Genomic DNA, 12,585 nt, shown 5'->3' with positions numbered 1-12,585 from the left:
CAAGCTTTCTACATGGTCGGCACCATCGACGAAGCTTTCGAAAAGGCCAAAAAGGCAGCCTAAAGCAGAGCATCGGGGTGGCTGATCCAGTCTCCCCGAAATCCGCTTGAACGCACCTTTTTAAGGAGTAAACATGAACACCATCCACGTTGATGTGGTCAGTGCCGAAGAGTCCATCTGGTCGGGTGAAGCCCGCTTTGTAGCTCTGCCCGGCGAGTCTGGCGAACTGGGCATTTACCCACGCCATACCCCCTTGATCACCCGCATCAAAGCCGGCTCGGTTCGCATCGAGAAGGCAGACGGTGGCGAAGAATTTGTTTTCGTTGCGGGCGGCATTCTGGAAGTGCAGCCCGACTGCGTGACCGTGCTGTCTGATACTGCGATTCGCGGTAAAGACCTCGACGAAGAGAAAGCCAATGCAGCCAAAGCTTTGGCCGAAGAGGCTTTGAAGAGCGCCAAAAGCGAAATTGATCTGGCCCGTGCCACTTCAGAATTGGCTGTTTTGGCCGCTCAATTGTCTGCGCTGCGCAAGTACCGCAAAAAGTAAACCACTGAATCAGTGGATGGCTTTCGACAGAGGCCGCATCAAAACCCGGCGCAGTCATGCGACCGGGTTTTTTGTTGTTTGACGCACACCTCAGACGTGTAGACTAGATCGCATCATGAAACGAGCCAAACTACAAGCCGCCATCGTGGGAGGAACCCCAGATGACGTCGAACATAATTTCTACGAAGCGCTGCACAACGCAGACATTGAGCAACTCATGGGGTGTTGGGCTGAAGAGGATGACATCGTTTGCATCCACCCAGGTGGGTCTCGCTTGGTGGGGCAAGGGGCTATTCGAACAGCATTTGAGAGCATGTTCAGCAATGGCAGTGTGCAGGCACATCCAGAAAGGATTCGCAAGATCGAATCTTTGGCCAGTGCTGTTCACCATTTGGTCGAACGGGTCGAAGTCATGACGCCGCAAGGGCGACAGATCGCTTATGTGATCGCCACCAATGTGTATCACAAGACACCTCAAGGCTGGCGCATGGTGGCACACCACACCAGTCCGGGAACGCCAAACGATGCGGCAGATGTCGGTGTCAAACCGCAAGTCTTGCATTGACAGCAATGAACTTCAAAACACCTGCGTGGCTGCCTGGAGGTCACGCGCAGACCATTTGGCCTGCATTGTTTTCGCGCCGACATTTTGGTCCCGTAATGGCAAAAGTACGTGAGCGCTGGGCAACGCCAGACGGTGATTTCATCGATGTGGACATGCAAAAAGCCAGCTGCCCAGCCCGACCCATGATGGTGCTTTTTCATGGACTGGAGGGCTCATCCGCTAGCCATTACGCGATGGCTTTCGCAGATTGGGCTGCTGAAAATGATCTGAACTGTGCATTGCCCCATTTCAGGGGGTGTAGTGGCGAACTGAACAAGGCCCCAAGGGCTTACCATTCGGGAGACCACCAAGAAATCGATTGGATTTTGAAGAAGCTGAGACTGAAACACAAAAAAGAAGGCGGTCAAACTTTGGTGGCTGCAGGGGTTTCGTTGGGCGGCAATGCTTTGATGCGTTGGGCAGGAGAAAATGGTCACATGGCTTTGCATACGGCGGATGCCATTGCATCCATCTGTTCACCCCTTGATTTAACCCAAAGCGGAAAAGCCATCGGTCAAGGATTGAACCGACAAATCTACACCCGAATGTTTTTGCGAAGCATGAAACCCAGGGCCATGGCCAAATGGGCCCAATATCCCGGATTGTTCGACGCCAAAAAACTCTTGGCTGCGCGAGATCTGTACGAGTTTGACGATGTCTTTACAGCGCCGTTGCATGGATTCAAAAACACAGACGACTACTGGACAAAGGCTTCAGCCAAGCCGTTCATGAAAAACATCCAAATGCCGGCATTGGCCTTGAATGCACAAAATGACCCTTTTGTGCCTGTGCACAGCTTGCCCCAACAGCAAGATGTGTCTACGGCAGTCACCTTGTGGCATCCCCGGCATGGTGGTCATGTGGGATTTGCGCAAGGCGCATGGCCCGGGCATGTTCGTGGACTGCCCGATGTTGTGGGTGGTTGGCTGATCGACGCAGCTCGAAAAACGGGCTCACCCAAGAGTGTCATGTGATGGATGACATCGTCAAACAAGCCATGGCCAAGTGGCCGGATGTGCCGGACTGTTATGGGTGGTTGGGTCTGGACAGCAGAGGTCAATGGCATATGCGAGACGACCGTGTGCAGAGCTTGGGTTTATTCCAAAGCGAAGTCCCGGGAGCCAAAGGTTCAGTGCTGAAACATGAAAAATTGGTGGCGTTCATTCATCGCAATTACGCCGCCGATGAACAGGGGAGATGGTTCTTCCAAAACGGACCCCAAAGGGTCTACGTGGAGTTGGAGCTGACGCCTTACGTGTGGCGCCTGGATGACCAATACACACCTACCGCACAGACCGGAGAAATCACGCGAGTGAGGGCATGCCTGATGGATGAAACGGGTCGCGTGTACCTCGAAACCGAGCTCGGGCTGGGTTTGGTTCACTCCATGGATGTTGGTCACGTGGCTGACGCCTTAGAGCAAGGTCTCTGGAAGTTGGTGGATTGTGAGTCCAAGGATCTGCCAAATCAATACGGATTCGTGATCAGTCCGCAAGCCGTGGCCAAGGCCAGCAAGCCATAAAAAAACCGACCATCAGGTCGGTTTTTGATGAACCAGTGAAAGATCACTTTTTCTCTGGGTTAGCCGCAGCAGGTGCTGCAGGCTCTTCAAACTTGGAGCCGGCATTGTTGGCCATGTAAACCACTGCACGTGCGATTTCAATGTCATTGAAGTCGCCACCTGCCTGAGCACCCATGGCGCCTTTGCCTTTGAGCGCGGAAGTGACCAAGGTCTCCAAGCCTTGCTTGATGCGCGGGGCCCAAGCAGCAACATCGGCAAATTTGGGGGCTCCCGCAGCACCAGCGGCGTGGCATGCCACGCATTGGGCTTTGTAAACTTCTTCACCGGCTTTCAATGGGCGGTTTGCATCACGCACTTCAATCGAGCCCACTTTTTGGATTCGCTGCGCCACTGACTTTTCGCTGTCGCTGGATCCAGGAGCGGTCTTGTTGGCCGATGTGACATAAAACACTAAGCCAATGATGATGAAAACGGGAATGATGAAAGATGCAAGGCTCAGCAAAAGCATCTGCTTGGGGGTTTTCACAGGGCCTGTATGTGCTTCGTGGTGATCGTGACTGTTATCGCTCATGAAATCCTCTAGTAGGGCTTGGCCAGAAGGCCTTCGGATGGTCCGGAATCAACGCGAGATTATAGCGGTCTGCCCTTCACCGAGCTTTCAAGTCACAGGATGAATGTGAAGCCATGTGATAATGCTTGTGCACCAACTGTTGCGGCTGTAGCTCAGTGGATAGAGTATTGGCCTCCGAAGCCAAGGGTCGTGGGTTCGATCCCCGCCAGCCGCACCAAATTCAATTTCGCCACCCTTTGCGGTGGCGTTTTGTTCAGGCCATCTGATCAAGGGGTCGATGTGTCTGAAGCCAATGGTTCTTGAACCCGTCGAGCACCTGTGAAGCGTTTGGTCCAATAGGCGGCGCGCAGATCATCCACACGGACTGCTTTGCCAGCGCTGGGCGCATGGATGAATTTACCGTCGCCAATGTAGATGCCCACATGGCTGAAAGTGCGGCGCATGGTGTTGAAGAAGACCAAGTCGCCTGGGTTAAGGTCACTGCGGTCAATTTTCTCTGTGGTTTTGGCTTGCTCGTCGGCACGACGAGGCAGCAATCGACCCACAGAGGTCTCATAAATATGCCGAACAAAACCGCTGCAATCAAAACCAGTGTCCGTAGATGATCCACCCCGTTTGTAGGGAACCCCAAGAAGGGTCATGGCTTTGCCCAGCATTTGGTTGGTTTTTTCACCCACCGTGTTCTTGACCTGATCCCCCAACAACAGCAAATTGACAGAATCCATGGTGCGCTTGTCCACGGCCTGCTGTGCGTCTTCAGGCGCAGCAAAGCACAGTGTGGCGGCCAACATGAGGCTCGCGGCCAGGGCAGTCGCCTTAGTGATCACGGTTTGGATAAAGTTGCATGGGGGGAGCATGATAACAAGCCCACAGGGCTTTGACACGGTTGGGCACGTTCAAGCCCGTCACCAGCCGTGATGAGCACCCTTCAGACGCCGTAGCGGTCCCTGTAAGCCTGCACCATAGGCAGATGCAGTCCGACATCGCTGCCGCTTTGAGCAGATAAATAAGCCAACAGGTCAGACAACTCGGCAATGCAGCAAACGGCCATGCCCAAGGTCTGGCGAACATATTGAACTGCACTGTGAGGCACATCTCGGACCGAGCCATCGGCTTGTTTTTCGGTCGCCATTTCCTGACGGTCCAGCGCAATGGCAATGGCATGGGGCGTGGCCCCAGCGGCCTGAATCAGGGCAATCGATTCCCGCGCAGCGGTACCGACACTCATCACGTCGTCCACGATCAGCACGCGTCCTCTGAGCGGTGCGCCCACCAAAGAGCCGCCTTCGCCGTGGTCCTTGGCTTCCTTGCGGTTGTAGGCAAAAGGCACGTTCTTGCCCAGACGGGCCAGCTCGATGGCCACAGCCGCGCCCAGGGGGATGCCCTTGTAGGCGGGGCCAAAAATCATGTCGAACTCGATGCCACTGGCCAGCAGGGCTTTTGCATAGAATTGCGCCAGTCGGCTGAGTTTGGCGCCATCGTCAAACAGGCCCGCGTTGAAGAAGTAAGGGCTCATGCGTCCGGCTTTGGTTTTGAATTCGCCAAAGCGCAGCACGCCCGAGTCGACCGCAAATTGCACAAATTCCTGAGCGAGCGCCTGCATCTCGGCGCTGCTTGTCTGTCCTGTCACCATGGGGAAATCCTTGTTCAAACTCACCAGCCTCAACCTCAACGGCATCCGTTCGGCCACGACCAAAGGGGTCGAAGCCTGGCTGGCGCAAGAGAAGCCCGATTGTATTTGCGTGCAAGAGGTCAAAGCCCAGGCCCCCGATGTGGCGGGCAAGTTTGAAGAACTGGCAGGCTTGAAAGGCCACTTCCACTTTGCTGAGAAAAAAGGCTACTCGGGCGTGGGTGTGTACACGCGGCACGAGCCCAGCGATGTGGTGGTCGGCTTTGATGGCGGCGAATTCGACGCCGAAGGTCGCTATGTGGAAACGCGCTTTGACACACCCGCCCGCAAGTTGTCCATCATCAGCGTGTACTTTCCCAGTGGATCGTCCGGCCCTGAGCGGCAAGAAGCCAAGTTTCGCTTCTTGAACAAAATGTACCCGCACCTGATGACCCTCAAGGCCGAGCGTGACTTCATTGTGTGCAGCGACGTCAACATCGCGCACCAACAAGCTGACCTGAAGAACTGGAAGGGCAACCTCAAGAACAGTGGCTTCTTGCCCGAAGAGCGCCAGTGGATGACGCAGTTGACCACCGAAGGCGGTGTGGTGGACGTGTACCGCCGATTGAAACCCGAAACCACCGACGACTGCTACACCTGGTGGAGCAACCGCGGTCAGGCCTACGCCAAGAATGTGGGCTGGCGGCTGGACTACCACTTGGCCACACCGGCTGTGGCCGAGAAGGCTCGCACCGAGCACATTTACAAGAGTGAGAAGTTCTCTGACCACGCACCAATCACCATTTTGTATGACGGCTTGCTTTGAACCTTGGACCTTTTGCCTTCAGCCGCGGGTGTAGGTGAGCATGCGACCTTTGTAGGCGGGCTGTTCACCGTGAGCCACTTGGTCTAGAACCTGCTCCTGCATGGCAAAGCCCACACGCCCCATGTGTCTGTGAAACGCTGCGCGGTTGCCACGGTTGGGGTCCACCACCCAAATTTCCGAGGCCACAGCAGCGTGGGCATCAATGAAGTTGGCCAGAGTGCCTTCGTCGTCTCGCTCATACAAAATATCGCTGCCCACAATCAATTCGAACAGTCCACTGACATCTTCGTCTTGTGACGAAGTCAGTACAGGCAATCCGTCCTCGCGCAGGGCTGCAGTGCCCCACAAGCCATGGCGGTAGTTCATGGGAGACAAGCCGTTCAATCGGGTGTTTTCATCTAAAAAAGCATGCGTGAGCGGGTGACAGTCACTGGCCGTGACGTTGGCACCACGTCGGTGTGCAATCAGGCTGGACAGGCCCAAGCCGCAGCCAATTTCCAAAATACGCTCATCGGTCACTGGACGAAGGGCCATGCGCTCAGCCATGTGCTGACCCGAAGGCCAAAGCAAACCAAACAAAGGCCACATGGCCGATGAAATACCCAAATTCAAGGCTTCGTCCAGCGGGTCATGAAACTGGTTTTTGTCGAGCAGGGAGCGGATGAGCAAATCATCCACGCCGAACACCGCGATGCTTTCCTGTTTGGTCAGGTAGCCGAGAGTGGAAGGGTGCAAAAGGACATTCGTTGCAGCGCAAAAACAAAACCCCCAAGCGCTGGCTGCAAGGACTGTACACCTTGCGAAGAACAGCGGGTACGCAGAGTCTGTGTGCATCAACGCACGGTCAATGGCGGCGCATTGTGGTGGCCGTCTCTGAGGCAGGGCACACTGGTGGCAGGCGTTGTTGCGCCATCGTCTGCTGCTGCCTTTTCTATAATTTGCCCATGCTTCAATACCAAACCATTCCCGTCACACCCTTCCAGCAAAATTGTTCCGTGGTCTGGGATGACCAAAGCCGTCAGGCTGCCGTGGTCGACCCAGGCGGAGACCTGGATTTGATTTTGGATGCGGTCCGGCAACACGACTTGAAGCTTGAGCAAATTTGGATCACGCACGGCCATCTGGACCACGCGTCGGGTACGGCTGATCTCGCCGAGCAGCTGGGCGGCTTGCCCATCATTGGGCCGCATCCGGCAGACCAATTCTGGATTGATGGATTGCCTCAGGCTGCGGCCGCTTATGGTTTTCCACCCGCACGGGTTTTCCATCCCACACGCTGGTTGGCTGACGGGGACACCGTGACACTGGGGGCGCACACTTTGCAAGTGCGCCACTGTCCAGGGCACACACCAGGTCATGTGGTGTTTTATTCACCCGAGATCAAGCGGGCCTTTGTGGGTGATGTGCTGTTCGCCGGCAGCATTGGCCGAACCGATTTTCCGCAAGGTAACCACGAGGATTTGATCGCCAGCATCACCCAGCGTTTATGGCCCATGGGCCGTGACACCGTATTCATTCCCGGCCACGGTCCCGAAAGCACTTTTGGACGCGAGAGGCAGACCAATCCTTATGTGCGGGATCAGTGACAGGGTCACTGTGCAGTCAATCCCGACGTGCTTTTTCGTAAAGGTGTTGCACCTTAGGTAGGTTGGCTTGAAGCTCTTCAATGCGATTGGCACCACTCGGGTGGGTTGACAAGAATGAAGGGCTGCCATTGCCACTGGCTGCTTGCATTTTTTGCCACAGACTCACACTGGCCTCGGGCTTGTAGCCGCCACGCGAGGCGATTTCCAAACCGACCAAATCTGATTCGGTTTCGTCATCTCGGCTGTATTTGAGTGTGAGCAGTTGCGTGCCCAAGTTGGCAGCGACATCGCCCAGCGAACCCAAGCCTAAAAGTTGCGATGCAATTGACAAACCAATGCTGGTGGCTTGGCTTTTGGCCAAGCGCTCTCGGGCATGCTCTCGCAGTGCATGGGCCATCTCGTGCCCCATGATCATGGCGACTTCATCGTCGTTCAGTTTCAGTTGGTCCAAGATGCCCGTGTAGAAGGCAATTTTGCCGCCCGGCATGCACCAAGCGTTGATCTGTTTGCTGCCAATCAGGTTGACCTGCCACTTCCACTCCCGCGACCGAGGATTCCAAGGCGTTGTGTGGGGAATGAGTTTTTGCGCAATGGTGTGTAACCGTTGCAACTGCGGGTGGTCATCGGGTGCCAAGATGCCTTTGGTGCGGGCTTCTGACAATACCTGCGTGTACTGTTGCCGTGCAGAATTTTCCAGTGTTTCGGCTGGCACCAGTTTACGCAAACTTGAAGAAGAGCCTACGTCCACTTGAGCCAGCGCGCCTGCCGCAGCCGTTGAGCCAGCAGCCAGCAGAAAAGCGCGGCGAGCTTGCCATCGGGGCGATGAGGTATCGTCCGACCCGGGGTTAACAGCAGGGGTTTTGAAATTGCAAATAAAACACATGATGGGTCAATGATATCGAATGTGTTGACATGAGGTTTCAGCTGGCATCAGTTCCTCATTCGATAATGGCGGTATGGTCCATCACCCCAACACTTCCGATCTGCCCGTGCCAAGTACCGTGCGCACTTGGCGCGAAGCCCTGCAACTGTATTTGCAACCCGCCAGTCTTCGCATGCTGGCTTTGGGTTTTGCTGCAGGGCTGCCGTTGCTGCTGGTCTTGGGCACTCTCAGTTTCAGATTGCGCGAAGCAGGGATTGACCGCAGCACCATTGGTTACCTCAGCTGGGTGGGTTTGGCTTATGGCGTGAAATGGATGTGGGCTCCTTTGGTAGACCGCCTGCCGATTCCATTGTTGACGAAGCGTTTGGGGCGCAGACGCAGCTGGTTGCTGTTGTCACAAATCGTCATTGCAGGAGGTTTGGTGGGCATGGCATTGAACGATCCTTCGCAACTGCTCGGCCCCTTGGTGGCATGTGCTTTGGCTGTGGCCATCGCCTCGGCCACGCAAGACATCGCACTGGACGCTTACCGCATTGAGTCGGCCGAGGTGAATGCCCAAGCGGCTTTGGCGGCCAGTTACCAAACAGGTTATCGCTTGGCCATGATTTGGGCCGGGGCGGGGGTGTTGTGGGTGGCGGCCTGGGCCCAGGGCGAGCAAGTCACAGGCTATGTGCAGTCCGCCTGGCAAGCGGCGTATTTGGTCATGGCGCTGAGCATGCTGCCGGGCATGTGGGTGGTCATGGCCTCACCTGAGCCTGTGCCCGCGCCCTTTAAGCCTGCGCGCAATGTGGCCGAGTGGCTCAAAGGGGCTGTGGTCGAGCCCTTTGCTGATTTTTGGCTTCGATACCGCTGGCAGGCGGTGCTTCTGTTGGCGCTGATTGCCGTTTACCGAATCAGCGACGTGGTGATGGGCATCATGGCCAACCCGTTTTATGTGGACATGGGTTTCACCAAAAGCGAGGTGGCCAGCGTGACCAAGCTCTACGGCGTCATCATGACCTTGGTCGGGGCGTTTGTGGGCGGCGTGCTGTCGGCGCGGCTGGGCGTCATGCGCGTGCTCATGCTGGGTGCGGCCTTGAGTGCGCTCACCAATTTGTTGTTTGTCTGGCTCAGCGGCGTGGGGCACGACGTGCAGGCCCTGGTCTGGGTCATCTCGGCCGACAACCTGGCCAGTGGCATTGCGTCTGCCGCGTTCATCGCTTATTTGTCCTCGCTCACCAACATCAGCTATTCGGCCACGCAGTACGCGCTGCTCAGCTCCATGATGCTGCTGCTGCCCAAGTTCATCGCCGGGTTTTCGGGCGATTATGTGGATGCGCATGGCTATGCCAGCTTCTTCACCGCCACCGCTTGGCTGGGTTTGCCAGTGCTCGTGTTGGTGGCACTGGCATCGCGGGTGCACGCCAAAACCCAGCTACCTCGGCCTTGAAGGTCCGGCCTGCTTAAGTTTGAATTTTGTTCACCGGTATCCCGTAGGTCGGCGGCTTCAGCCCCGACATGCAGCCCACGCTGAAGACCGCAATGTCGGGGCTGAAGCCATCGACCTACAACTGGCGGTCAGGTTTGAAATGGCTGGATAAATGGGTGGGCACACTCGTATTTACCCAGATTTACAAAACCGACACGTACAACGCTTACAAAAAGGCGATGATCAATCCATGCAACAAATCTTGATGATCGAAGACGATGTGCGCTTGGCGGGCATGGTGGCGGACTATTTGGGGCAAAACGGTTTTGGCGTCAGTCATGCGCCCAACGCGCAAAGTGGCCTGACCCGCTTGCAAAGCGCGGGCGTTGACCTGGTCATCCTCGACCTGATGCTGCCCGACATGGATGGCCTGCAGGTGTGTCAGCGCATCCGCACCCTGCCCGGCGCTTTGGGGCAGGTGCCGGTGCTCATGCTCACCGCCAAAGGCGATCCGATGGACCGCATCATCGGCCTGGAAATGGGGGCCGACGATTATTTGCCCAAGCCCTTTGAGCCCCGCGAATTGCTGGCCCGAATCAAAGCCATCTTGCGGCGCAAGAACCCTGTGCACGACACGCCAACTCAACTCATGCAATTTGGCTCGCTCGAAATCGACCGCGACGCCCGCCGCGTCAGCGTCAAGGGGCAAGATTGCGAGCTGACCTCGCACCAATACGACCTGCTGGTGGCCTTGGCCGAACGCGCAGGCCGCGTACTCACACGCGACCAAATCATGGAAGCTGTGCGCGGCCGCGAACTTGAAGCGTTTGACCGGTCCATCGACGTGCACATGGGCCGCATCCGCGCCGCCATCGAGGTCGACCCCAAAGCACCCCAACGCATCCTCACCGTGCGCGGTGTGGGCTATGTGTTTGCCCGCCAGCAAGACTGAGCCCATGCCGATCCAAGCATTCTCGCGTCACTGGACACGCCACCTGTACCTTCGCATCTGGTTGGCGGTTGTGGGTGTGGTGACTCTGTCGATGCTGGTGGTGGGCTGGGCCTGGCGGGCCACGGTCGAGCACCATGCCGCGCCGCCTGCCCCGCGTGAATGGGTGGTACTGAACGCCCAAGGCGACGTGTTGGACAGCACCACCCGGGCCGGGCCTGGTGCGCCTTTGGTTTTTGAGGTGCCTTTGCCCGATGGACAGACCCTGGCGCTGCAAGTGCAGCGCAGCGGCGAGCGTGCTGGTGAGCGCCCCCGTGCCTCCGCGATGCAAGGTATGCCTGGCATCCCCGGTGTGGGCCCAGGCCCGGACGGCCGCGTACCCCACCATTTGCGCAAGGAAATGCCCTGGTGGGCCAAGCCTTCGGGTTTTTTCTGGATGCTGGGTCTGATTGGTCTGGCTGTGGCGCTGGGCCTGTACCCGGTGGTGCGCAGGCTCACGCAGCGGCTAGAAGGTCTTCAGCGCGGCGTGCAGCGCTGGGGCGAGGGCGATTTGTCGGTGCGCATGCCCGTGCAAGGCGACGACGAAGTGGCCGATTTGTCCGAGCGCTTCAACGCGGCGGCCGAGCGCATCCAAGGCCTGATGGCCTCGCAAAAATCTTTGCTGGCCAACGCCTCGCACGAGTTGCGTTCGCCACTGGCACGCATCCGCATGGGGCTGGAGCTGGTGGACGGCCCCCGCGCCGACGCCGCATTGCAGCAACGCACCCGTGCCGAAATCTTGCGCAACATGGCCGAGCTGGACCAGCTGATCGACGAGATTTTGTTGGCCAGTCGCCTCGATGCCAAAGAAGCTGACATCGGCACCGTGGAGGCGGTGGACCTGGTGGGCTTGTGCGCCGAAGAGTGCGCCCGGGTCGGGGCCAGATTTGACGTGGCCGAAGGCCTGGCCCAACTCGAAGTGCCCGGCGTGGCCAAACTGCTGCGGCGCATGGTGCGCAACCTGCTGGAAAATGCGCGGCGCTATGGGGCCAGCGTGCAGACGGATGCAGTCGTGTTGCGCCTGCACACCAGCCCCGAAGGCGTGGTGATGAGTGTCAGTGACCGCGGCCCTGGCGTCCCCGAAGCCTGGCGGCAACGCATCTTTGAACCCTTTTTTAGACTGCCAGGCGCCAGCGAACAGGTCGGCGGCGTTGGCCTGGGCCTGTCCTTGGTCAAAAGCATCGCCGAGCGGCATGGCGGCAACGCCGAATGTCTCGCCCAACCCGGCGGTGGGGCTGTTTTTGTGGTGAAACTAACAGATGGTCTTGATAATTTATCAAATTAATTATGGTGGATGTATGACTTGTCAGTTTTAGTTAATGTAATTAAGTCTAAAATTCTCATTCGCTTTAATTTGGCGTTGAAAACCCAATTTCTGCGAACAAGCATCCCGAAAATCGCTTCACAAAGCCAGTTTCGACAGGAAAAGCCCGCCAGCCCCCGTTCATCAAAGACGCTGGGGCTGCGGTAGCCTGCAAGAGCAGGCTATTCATGGACGAAGTCCTTGTTGCTTAGTAGGATTCAATCCCCTTTCATAACCGGGCGTACCCATGCGAACAACACAACAAATGAGTATCACCTTGCCGAACGACATGGCCGATGCGGTCAAGGCCAGAGTTCGAATTGGCGATTACGCCAGTGAAAGTGAAGTGATCCGAGAAGGCCTGCGAGCGCTTATGGCCAGTGAAAGAGCCGTAGAAAGTTGGTTGCACCAGCAAGTTGGGTCCGCTTACGATGCCCTCCAGGCAGACCCTTCTCGTGGTCAAGTTCGATCACATCTGGCCAACCGTTTCAACAAGCCAGCGTGACCGGCTACACCCATGGCATCGTCAGTTACTGTGAAAGTCTTTCCACTTTCCCGCAACGTGGCAATCAACGCGACGACGTACGGCCAAGCTTGCGAACAACTCACTACAACAAAAGAGCCGTGATCGCTTTTGCAGTCACCCCTGAAGAGGTTTTTATTTTGGGCGTTTTTTACGGCGGTCAAGATTACGAGACGATGCTCCAAGACGACTCCGACAACAGCGTGCCAAACTGA

At 56.8% G+C, this 12,585-nt stretch carries 16 protein-coding genes, 1 tRNA gene and 1 pseudogene; 13 read left to right on the top strand and 5 right to left on the bottom strand.

Annotated elements, in window-relative coordinates:
* Nucleotides 1–133 precede the first annotated feature (133 nt).
* From Q0O99_RS06130 to Q0O99_RS06115, 4 genes are all read left to right on the top strand, one after another.
* Nucleotides 134–547, top strand: a complete 414-nt coding sequence (locus tag Q0O99_RS06130; RefSeq protein ID WP_293749585.1) for a F0F1 ATP synthase subunit epsilon — start codon at nucleotides 134–136, stop codon at nucleotides 545–547.
* Between the two features lie 115 nt (nucleotides 548–662).
* Nucleotides 663–1,112, top strand: a complete 450-nt coding sequence (locus tag Q0O99_RS06125; RefSeq protein ID WP_293749584.1) for a nuclear transport factor 2 family protein — start codon at nucleotides 663–665, stop codon at nucleotides 1,110–1,112.
* A 5-nt stretch (nucleotides 1,113–1,117) separates the two neighbouring features.
* Complete coding sequence (locus Q0O99_RS06120; RefSeq protein ID WP_293749582.1) at nucleotides 1,118–2,125, top strand: alpha/beta fold hydrolase; 1,008 nt, start codon at nucleotides 1,118–1,120, stop codon at nucleotides 2,123–2,125.
* The gene (locus Q0O99_RS06115) at nucleotides 2,125–2,673 is read left to right on the top strand and encodes a DUF2946 family protein (protein ID WP_293749581.1); all 549 of its coding nucleotides are present in this window, start codon (nucleotides 2,125–2,127) and stop codon (nucleotides 2,671–2,673) included. Before Q0O99_RS06120 ends, Q0O99_RS06115 begins: the two co-directional genes overlap by 1 nt.
* 43 nt (nucleotides 2,674–2,716) lie before the next feature.
* On the opposite strand, the gene Q0O99_RS06110 is transcribed toward Q0O99_RS06115, so the two are convergent.
* Nucleotides 2,717–3,244 carry a c-type cytochrome gene (locus Q0O99_RS06110; protein WP_293749579.1) on the bottom strand — a complete coding sequence of 176 codons (528 nt, stop codon included), beginning with the start codon at nucleotides 3,242–3,244 and terminating at the stop codon, nucleotides 2,717–2,719.
* A gap of 141 nt (nucleotides 3,245–3,385) precedes the next feature.
* On the opposite strand from Q0O99_RS06110, the gene Q0O99_RS06105 reads away from it, so the two are divergent.
* Nucleotides 3,386–3,461 (top strand) — tRNA-Arg (locus tag Q0O99_RS06105).
* A gap of 49 nt (nucleotides 3,462–3,510) precedes the next feature.
* Here the strand turns inward: Q0O99_RS06105 and Q0O99_RS06100 are convergent.
* Nucleotides 3,511–4,101 carry a C40 family peptidase gene (locus Q0O99_RS06100; protein WP_293749577.1) on the bottom strand — a complete coding sequence of 197 codons (591 nt, stop codon included), beginning with the start codon at nucleotides 4,099–4,101 and terminating at the stop codon, nucleotides 3,511–3,513.
* A gap of 71 nt (nucleotides 4,102–4,172) precedes the next feature.
* Nucleotides 4,173–4,877, bottom strand: a complete 705-nt coding sequence (gene pyrE / locus Q0O99_RS06095; protein ID WP_293749575.1) for an orotate phosphoribosyltransferase — start codon at nucleotides 4,875–4,877, stop codon at nucleotides 4,173–4,175.
* Between the two features lie 10 nt (nucleotides 4,878–4,887).
* Here pyrE and Q0O99_RS06090 point away from each other — a divergent pair, with 10 nt between their 5' ends.
* Nucleotides 4,888–5,679 carry an exodeoxyribonuclease III gene (locus Q0O99_RS06090; RefSeq protein WP_293749591.1) on the top strand — a complete coding sequence of 264 codons (792 nt, stop codon included), beginning with the start codon at nucleotides 4,888–4,890 and terminating at the stop codon, nucleotides 5,677–5,679.
* Nucleotides 5,680–5,697: 18 nt separating this feature from the next.
* Here the strand turns inward: Q0O99_RS06090 and Q0O99_RS06085 are convergent, their stop codons facing one another.
* A complete protein-coding gene (locus tag Q0O99_RS06085; RefSeq protein ID WP_293749573.1) occupies nucleotides 5,698–6,414 on the bottom strand; it encodes an SAM-dependent methyltransferase in 717 nt (238 codons plus the stop codon).
* A 209-nt stretch (nucleotides 6,415–6,623) separates the two neighbouring features.
* Between Q0O99_RS06085 and Q0O99_RS06080 the strand changes: the two genes are divergently transcribed.
* Entirely contained in the window at nucleotides 6,624–7,265 is a 642-nt protein-coding gene (locus Q0O99_RS06080; RefSeq protein WP_293749572.1) for an MBL fold metallo-hydrolase, read from the top strand.
* 16 nt (nucleotides 7,266–7,281) lie between these two features.
* On the opposite strand, the gene Q0O99_RS06075 is transcribed toward Q0O99_RS06080, so the two are convergent.
* Nucleotides 7,282–8,148, bottom strand: coding sequence for a M48 family metallopeptidase (locus Q0O99_RS06075; protein ID WP_293749571.1), 867 nt, complete (start codon nucleotides 8,146–8,148; stop codon nucleotides 7,282–7,284).
* 73 nt (nucleotides 8,149–8,221) lie between these two features.
* Between Q0O99_RS06075 and Q0O99_RS06070 the strand changes: the two genes are divergently transcribed.
* The 6 genes and pseudogenes from Q0O99_RS06070 to Q0O99_RS06045 form a co-directional block, all read left to right on the top strand.
* Nucleotides 8,222–9,577 (top strand): MFS transporter, encoded by a 1,356-nt coding sequence (locus tag Q0O99_RS06070; RefSeq protein WP_293749570.1) that lies wholly within the window; start codon nucleotides 8,222–8,224, stop codon nucleotides 9,575–9,577.
* 68 nt (nucleotides 9,578–9,645) lie between these two features.
* A complete protein-coding gene (locus Q0O99_RS06065; RefSeq protein ID WP_293749568.1) occupies nucleotides 9,646–9,822 on the top strand; it encodes a hypothetical protein in 177 nt (58 codons plus the stop codon).
* Nucleotides 9,807–10,508, top strand: coding sequence for a response regulator transcription factor (locus Q0O99_RS06060; protein WP_293749567.1), 702 nt, complete (start codon nucleotides 9,807–9,809; stop codon nucleotides 10,506–10,508). Before Q0O99_RS06065 ends, Q0O99_RS06060 begins: the two co-directional genes overlap by 16 nt.
* Nucleotides 10,509–10,512: 4 nt before the next feature.
* Nucleotides 10,513–11,829 carry a HAMP domain-containing sensor histidine kinase gene (locus Q0O99_RS06055; protein WP_293749566.1) on the top strand — a complete coding sequence of 439 codons (1,317 nt, stop codon included), beginning with the start codon at nucleotides 10,513–10,515 and terminating at the stop codon, nucleotides 11,827–11,829.
* 265 nt (nucleotides 11,830–12,094) lie between these two features.
* The gene (locus Q0O99_RS06050; protein ID WP_293749564.1) at nucleotides 12,095–12,352 is read left to right on the top strand and encodes a ribbon-helix-helix domain-containing protein; all 258 of its coding nucleotides are present in this window, start codon (nucleotides 12,095–12,097) and stop codon (nucleotides 12,350–12,352) included.
* A 5-nt stretch (nucleotides 12,353–12,357) separates the two neighbouring features.
* Nucleotides 12,358–12,585: pseudogene (locus Q0O99_RS06045) on the top strand (type II toxin-antitoxin system RelE/ParE family toxin); the annotation flags it as partial.

It is taken from the genome of Limnohabitans sp. Rim8, from assembly GCF_945901735.1.
GTDB lineage: Bacteria > Pseudomonadota > Gammaproteobacteria > Burkholderiales > Burkholderiaceae_C > Limnohabitans_A.
Note: the sequence above shows the minus strand (reverse complement) of the source record. Positions and strands in the feature narration are given on the sequence as shown.

Excerpts from the sequence above, each read along its gene's own strand:
- Q0O99_RS06070 (WP_293749570.1), top strand. The coding sequence starts at position 8,222 with ATGGTCCATCACCCCAACACTTCCGATCTGCCCGTGCCAAGTACCGTG.
- Q0O99_RS06115 (WP_293749581.1), top strand. The coding sequence starts at position 2,125 with ATGGATGACATCGTCAAACAAGCCATGGCCAAGTGGCCGGATGTGCCG.
- Q0O99_RS06080 (WP_293749572.1), top strand. The coding sequence starts at position 6,624 with ATGCTTCAATACCAAACCATTCCCGTCACACCCTTCCAGCAAAATTGT.
- Q0O99_RS06110 (WP_293749579.1), bottom strand. The coding sequence starts at position 3,244 with ATGAGCGATAACAGTCACGATCACCACGAAGCACATACAGGCCCTGTG.
- pyrE (WP_293749575.1), bottom strand. The coding sequence starts at position 4,877 with ATGGTGACAGGACAGACAAGCAGCGCCGAGATGCAGGCGCTCGCTCAG.
- Q0O99_RS06075 (WP_293749571.1), bottom strand. The coding sequence starts at position 8,148 with ATGTGTTTTATTTGCAATTTCAAAACCCCTGCTGTTAACCCCGGGTCG.
- Q0O99_RS06050 (WP_293749564.1), top strand. The coding sequence starts at position 12,095 with ATGCGAACAACACAACAAATGAGTATCACCTTGCCGAACGACATGGCC.
- Q0O99_RS06130 (WP_293749585.1), top strand. The coding sequence starts at position 134 with ATGAACACCATCCACGTTGATGTGGTCAGTGCCGAAGAGTCCATCTGG.
- Q0O99_RS06055 (WP_293749566.1), top strand. The coding sequence starts at position 10,513 with ATGCCGATCCAAGCATTCTCGCGTCACTGGACACGCCACCTGTACCTT.
- Q0O99_RS06100 (WP_293749577.1), bottom strand. The coding sequence starts at position 4,101 with ATGCTCCCCCCATGCAACTTTATCCAAACCGTGATCACTAAGGCGACT.
- Q0O99_RS06125 (WP_293749584.1), top strand. The coding sequence starts at position 663 with ATGAAACGAGCCAAACTACAAGCCGCCATCGTGGGAGGAACCCCAGAT.
- Q0O99_RS06120 (WP_293749582.1), top strand. The coding sequence starts at position 1,118 with ATGAACTTCAAAACACCTGCGTGGCTGCCTGGAGGTCACGCGCAGACC.
- Q0O99_RS06060 (WP_293749567.1), top strand. The coding sequence starts at position 9,807 with ATGCAACAAATCTTGATGATCGAAGACGATGTGCGCTTGGCGGGCATG.
- Q0O99_RS06065 (WP_293749568.1), top strand. The coding sequence starts at position 9,646 with ATGCAGCCCACGCTGAAGACCGCAATGTCGGGGCTGAAGCCATCGACC.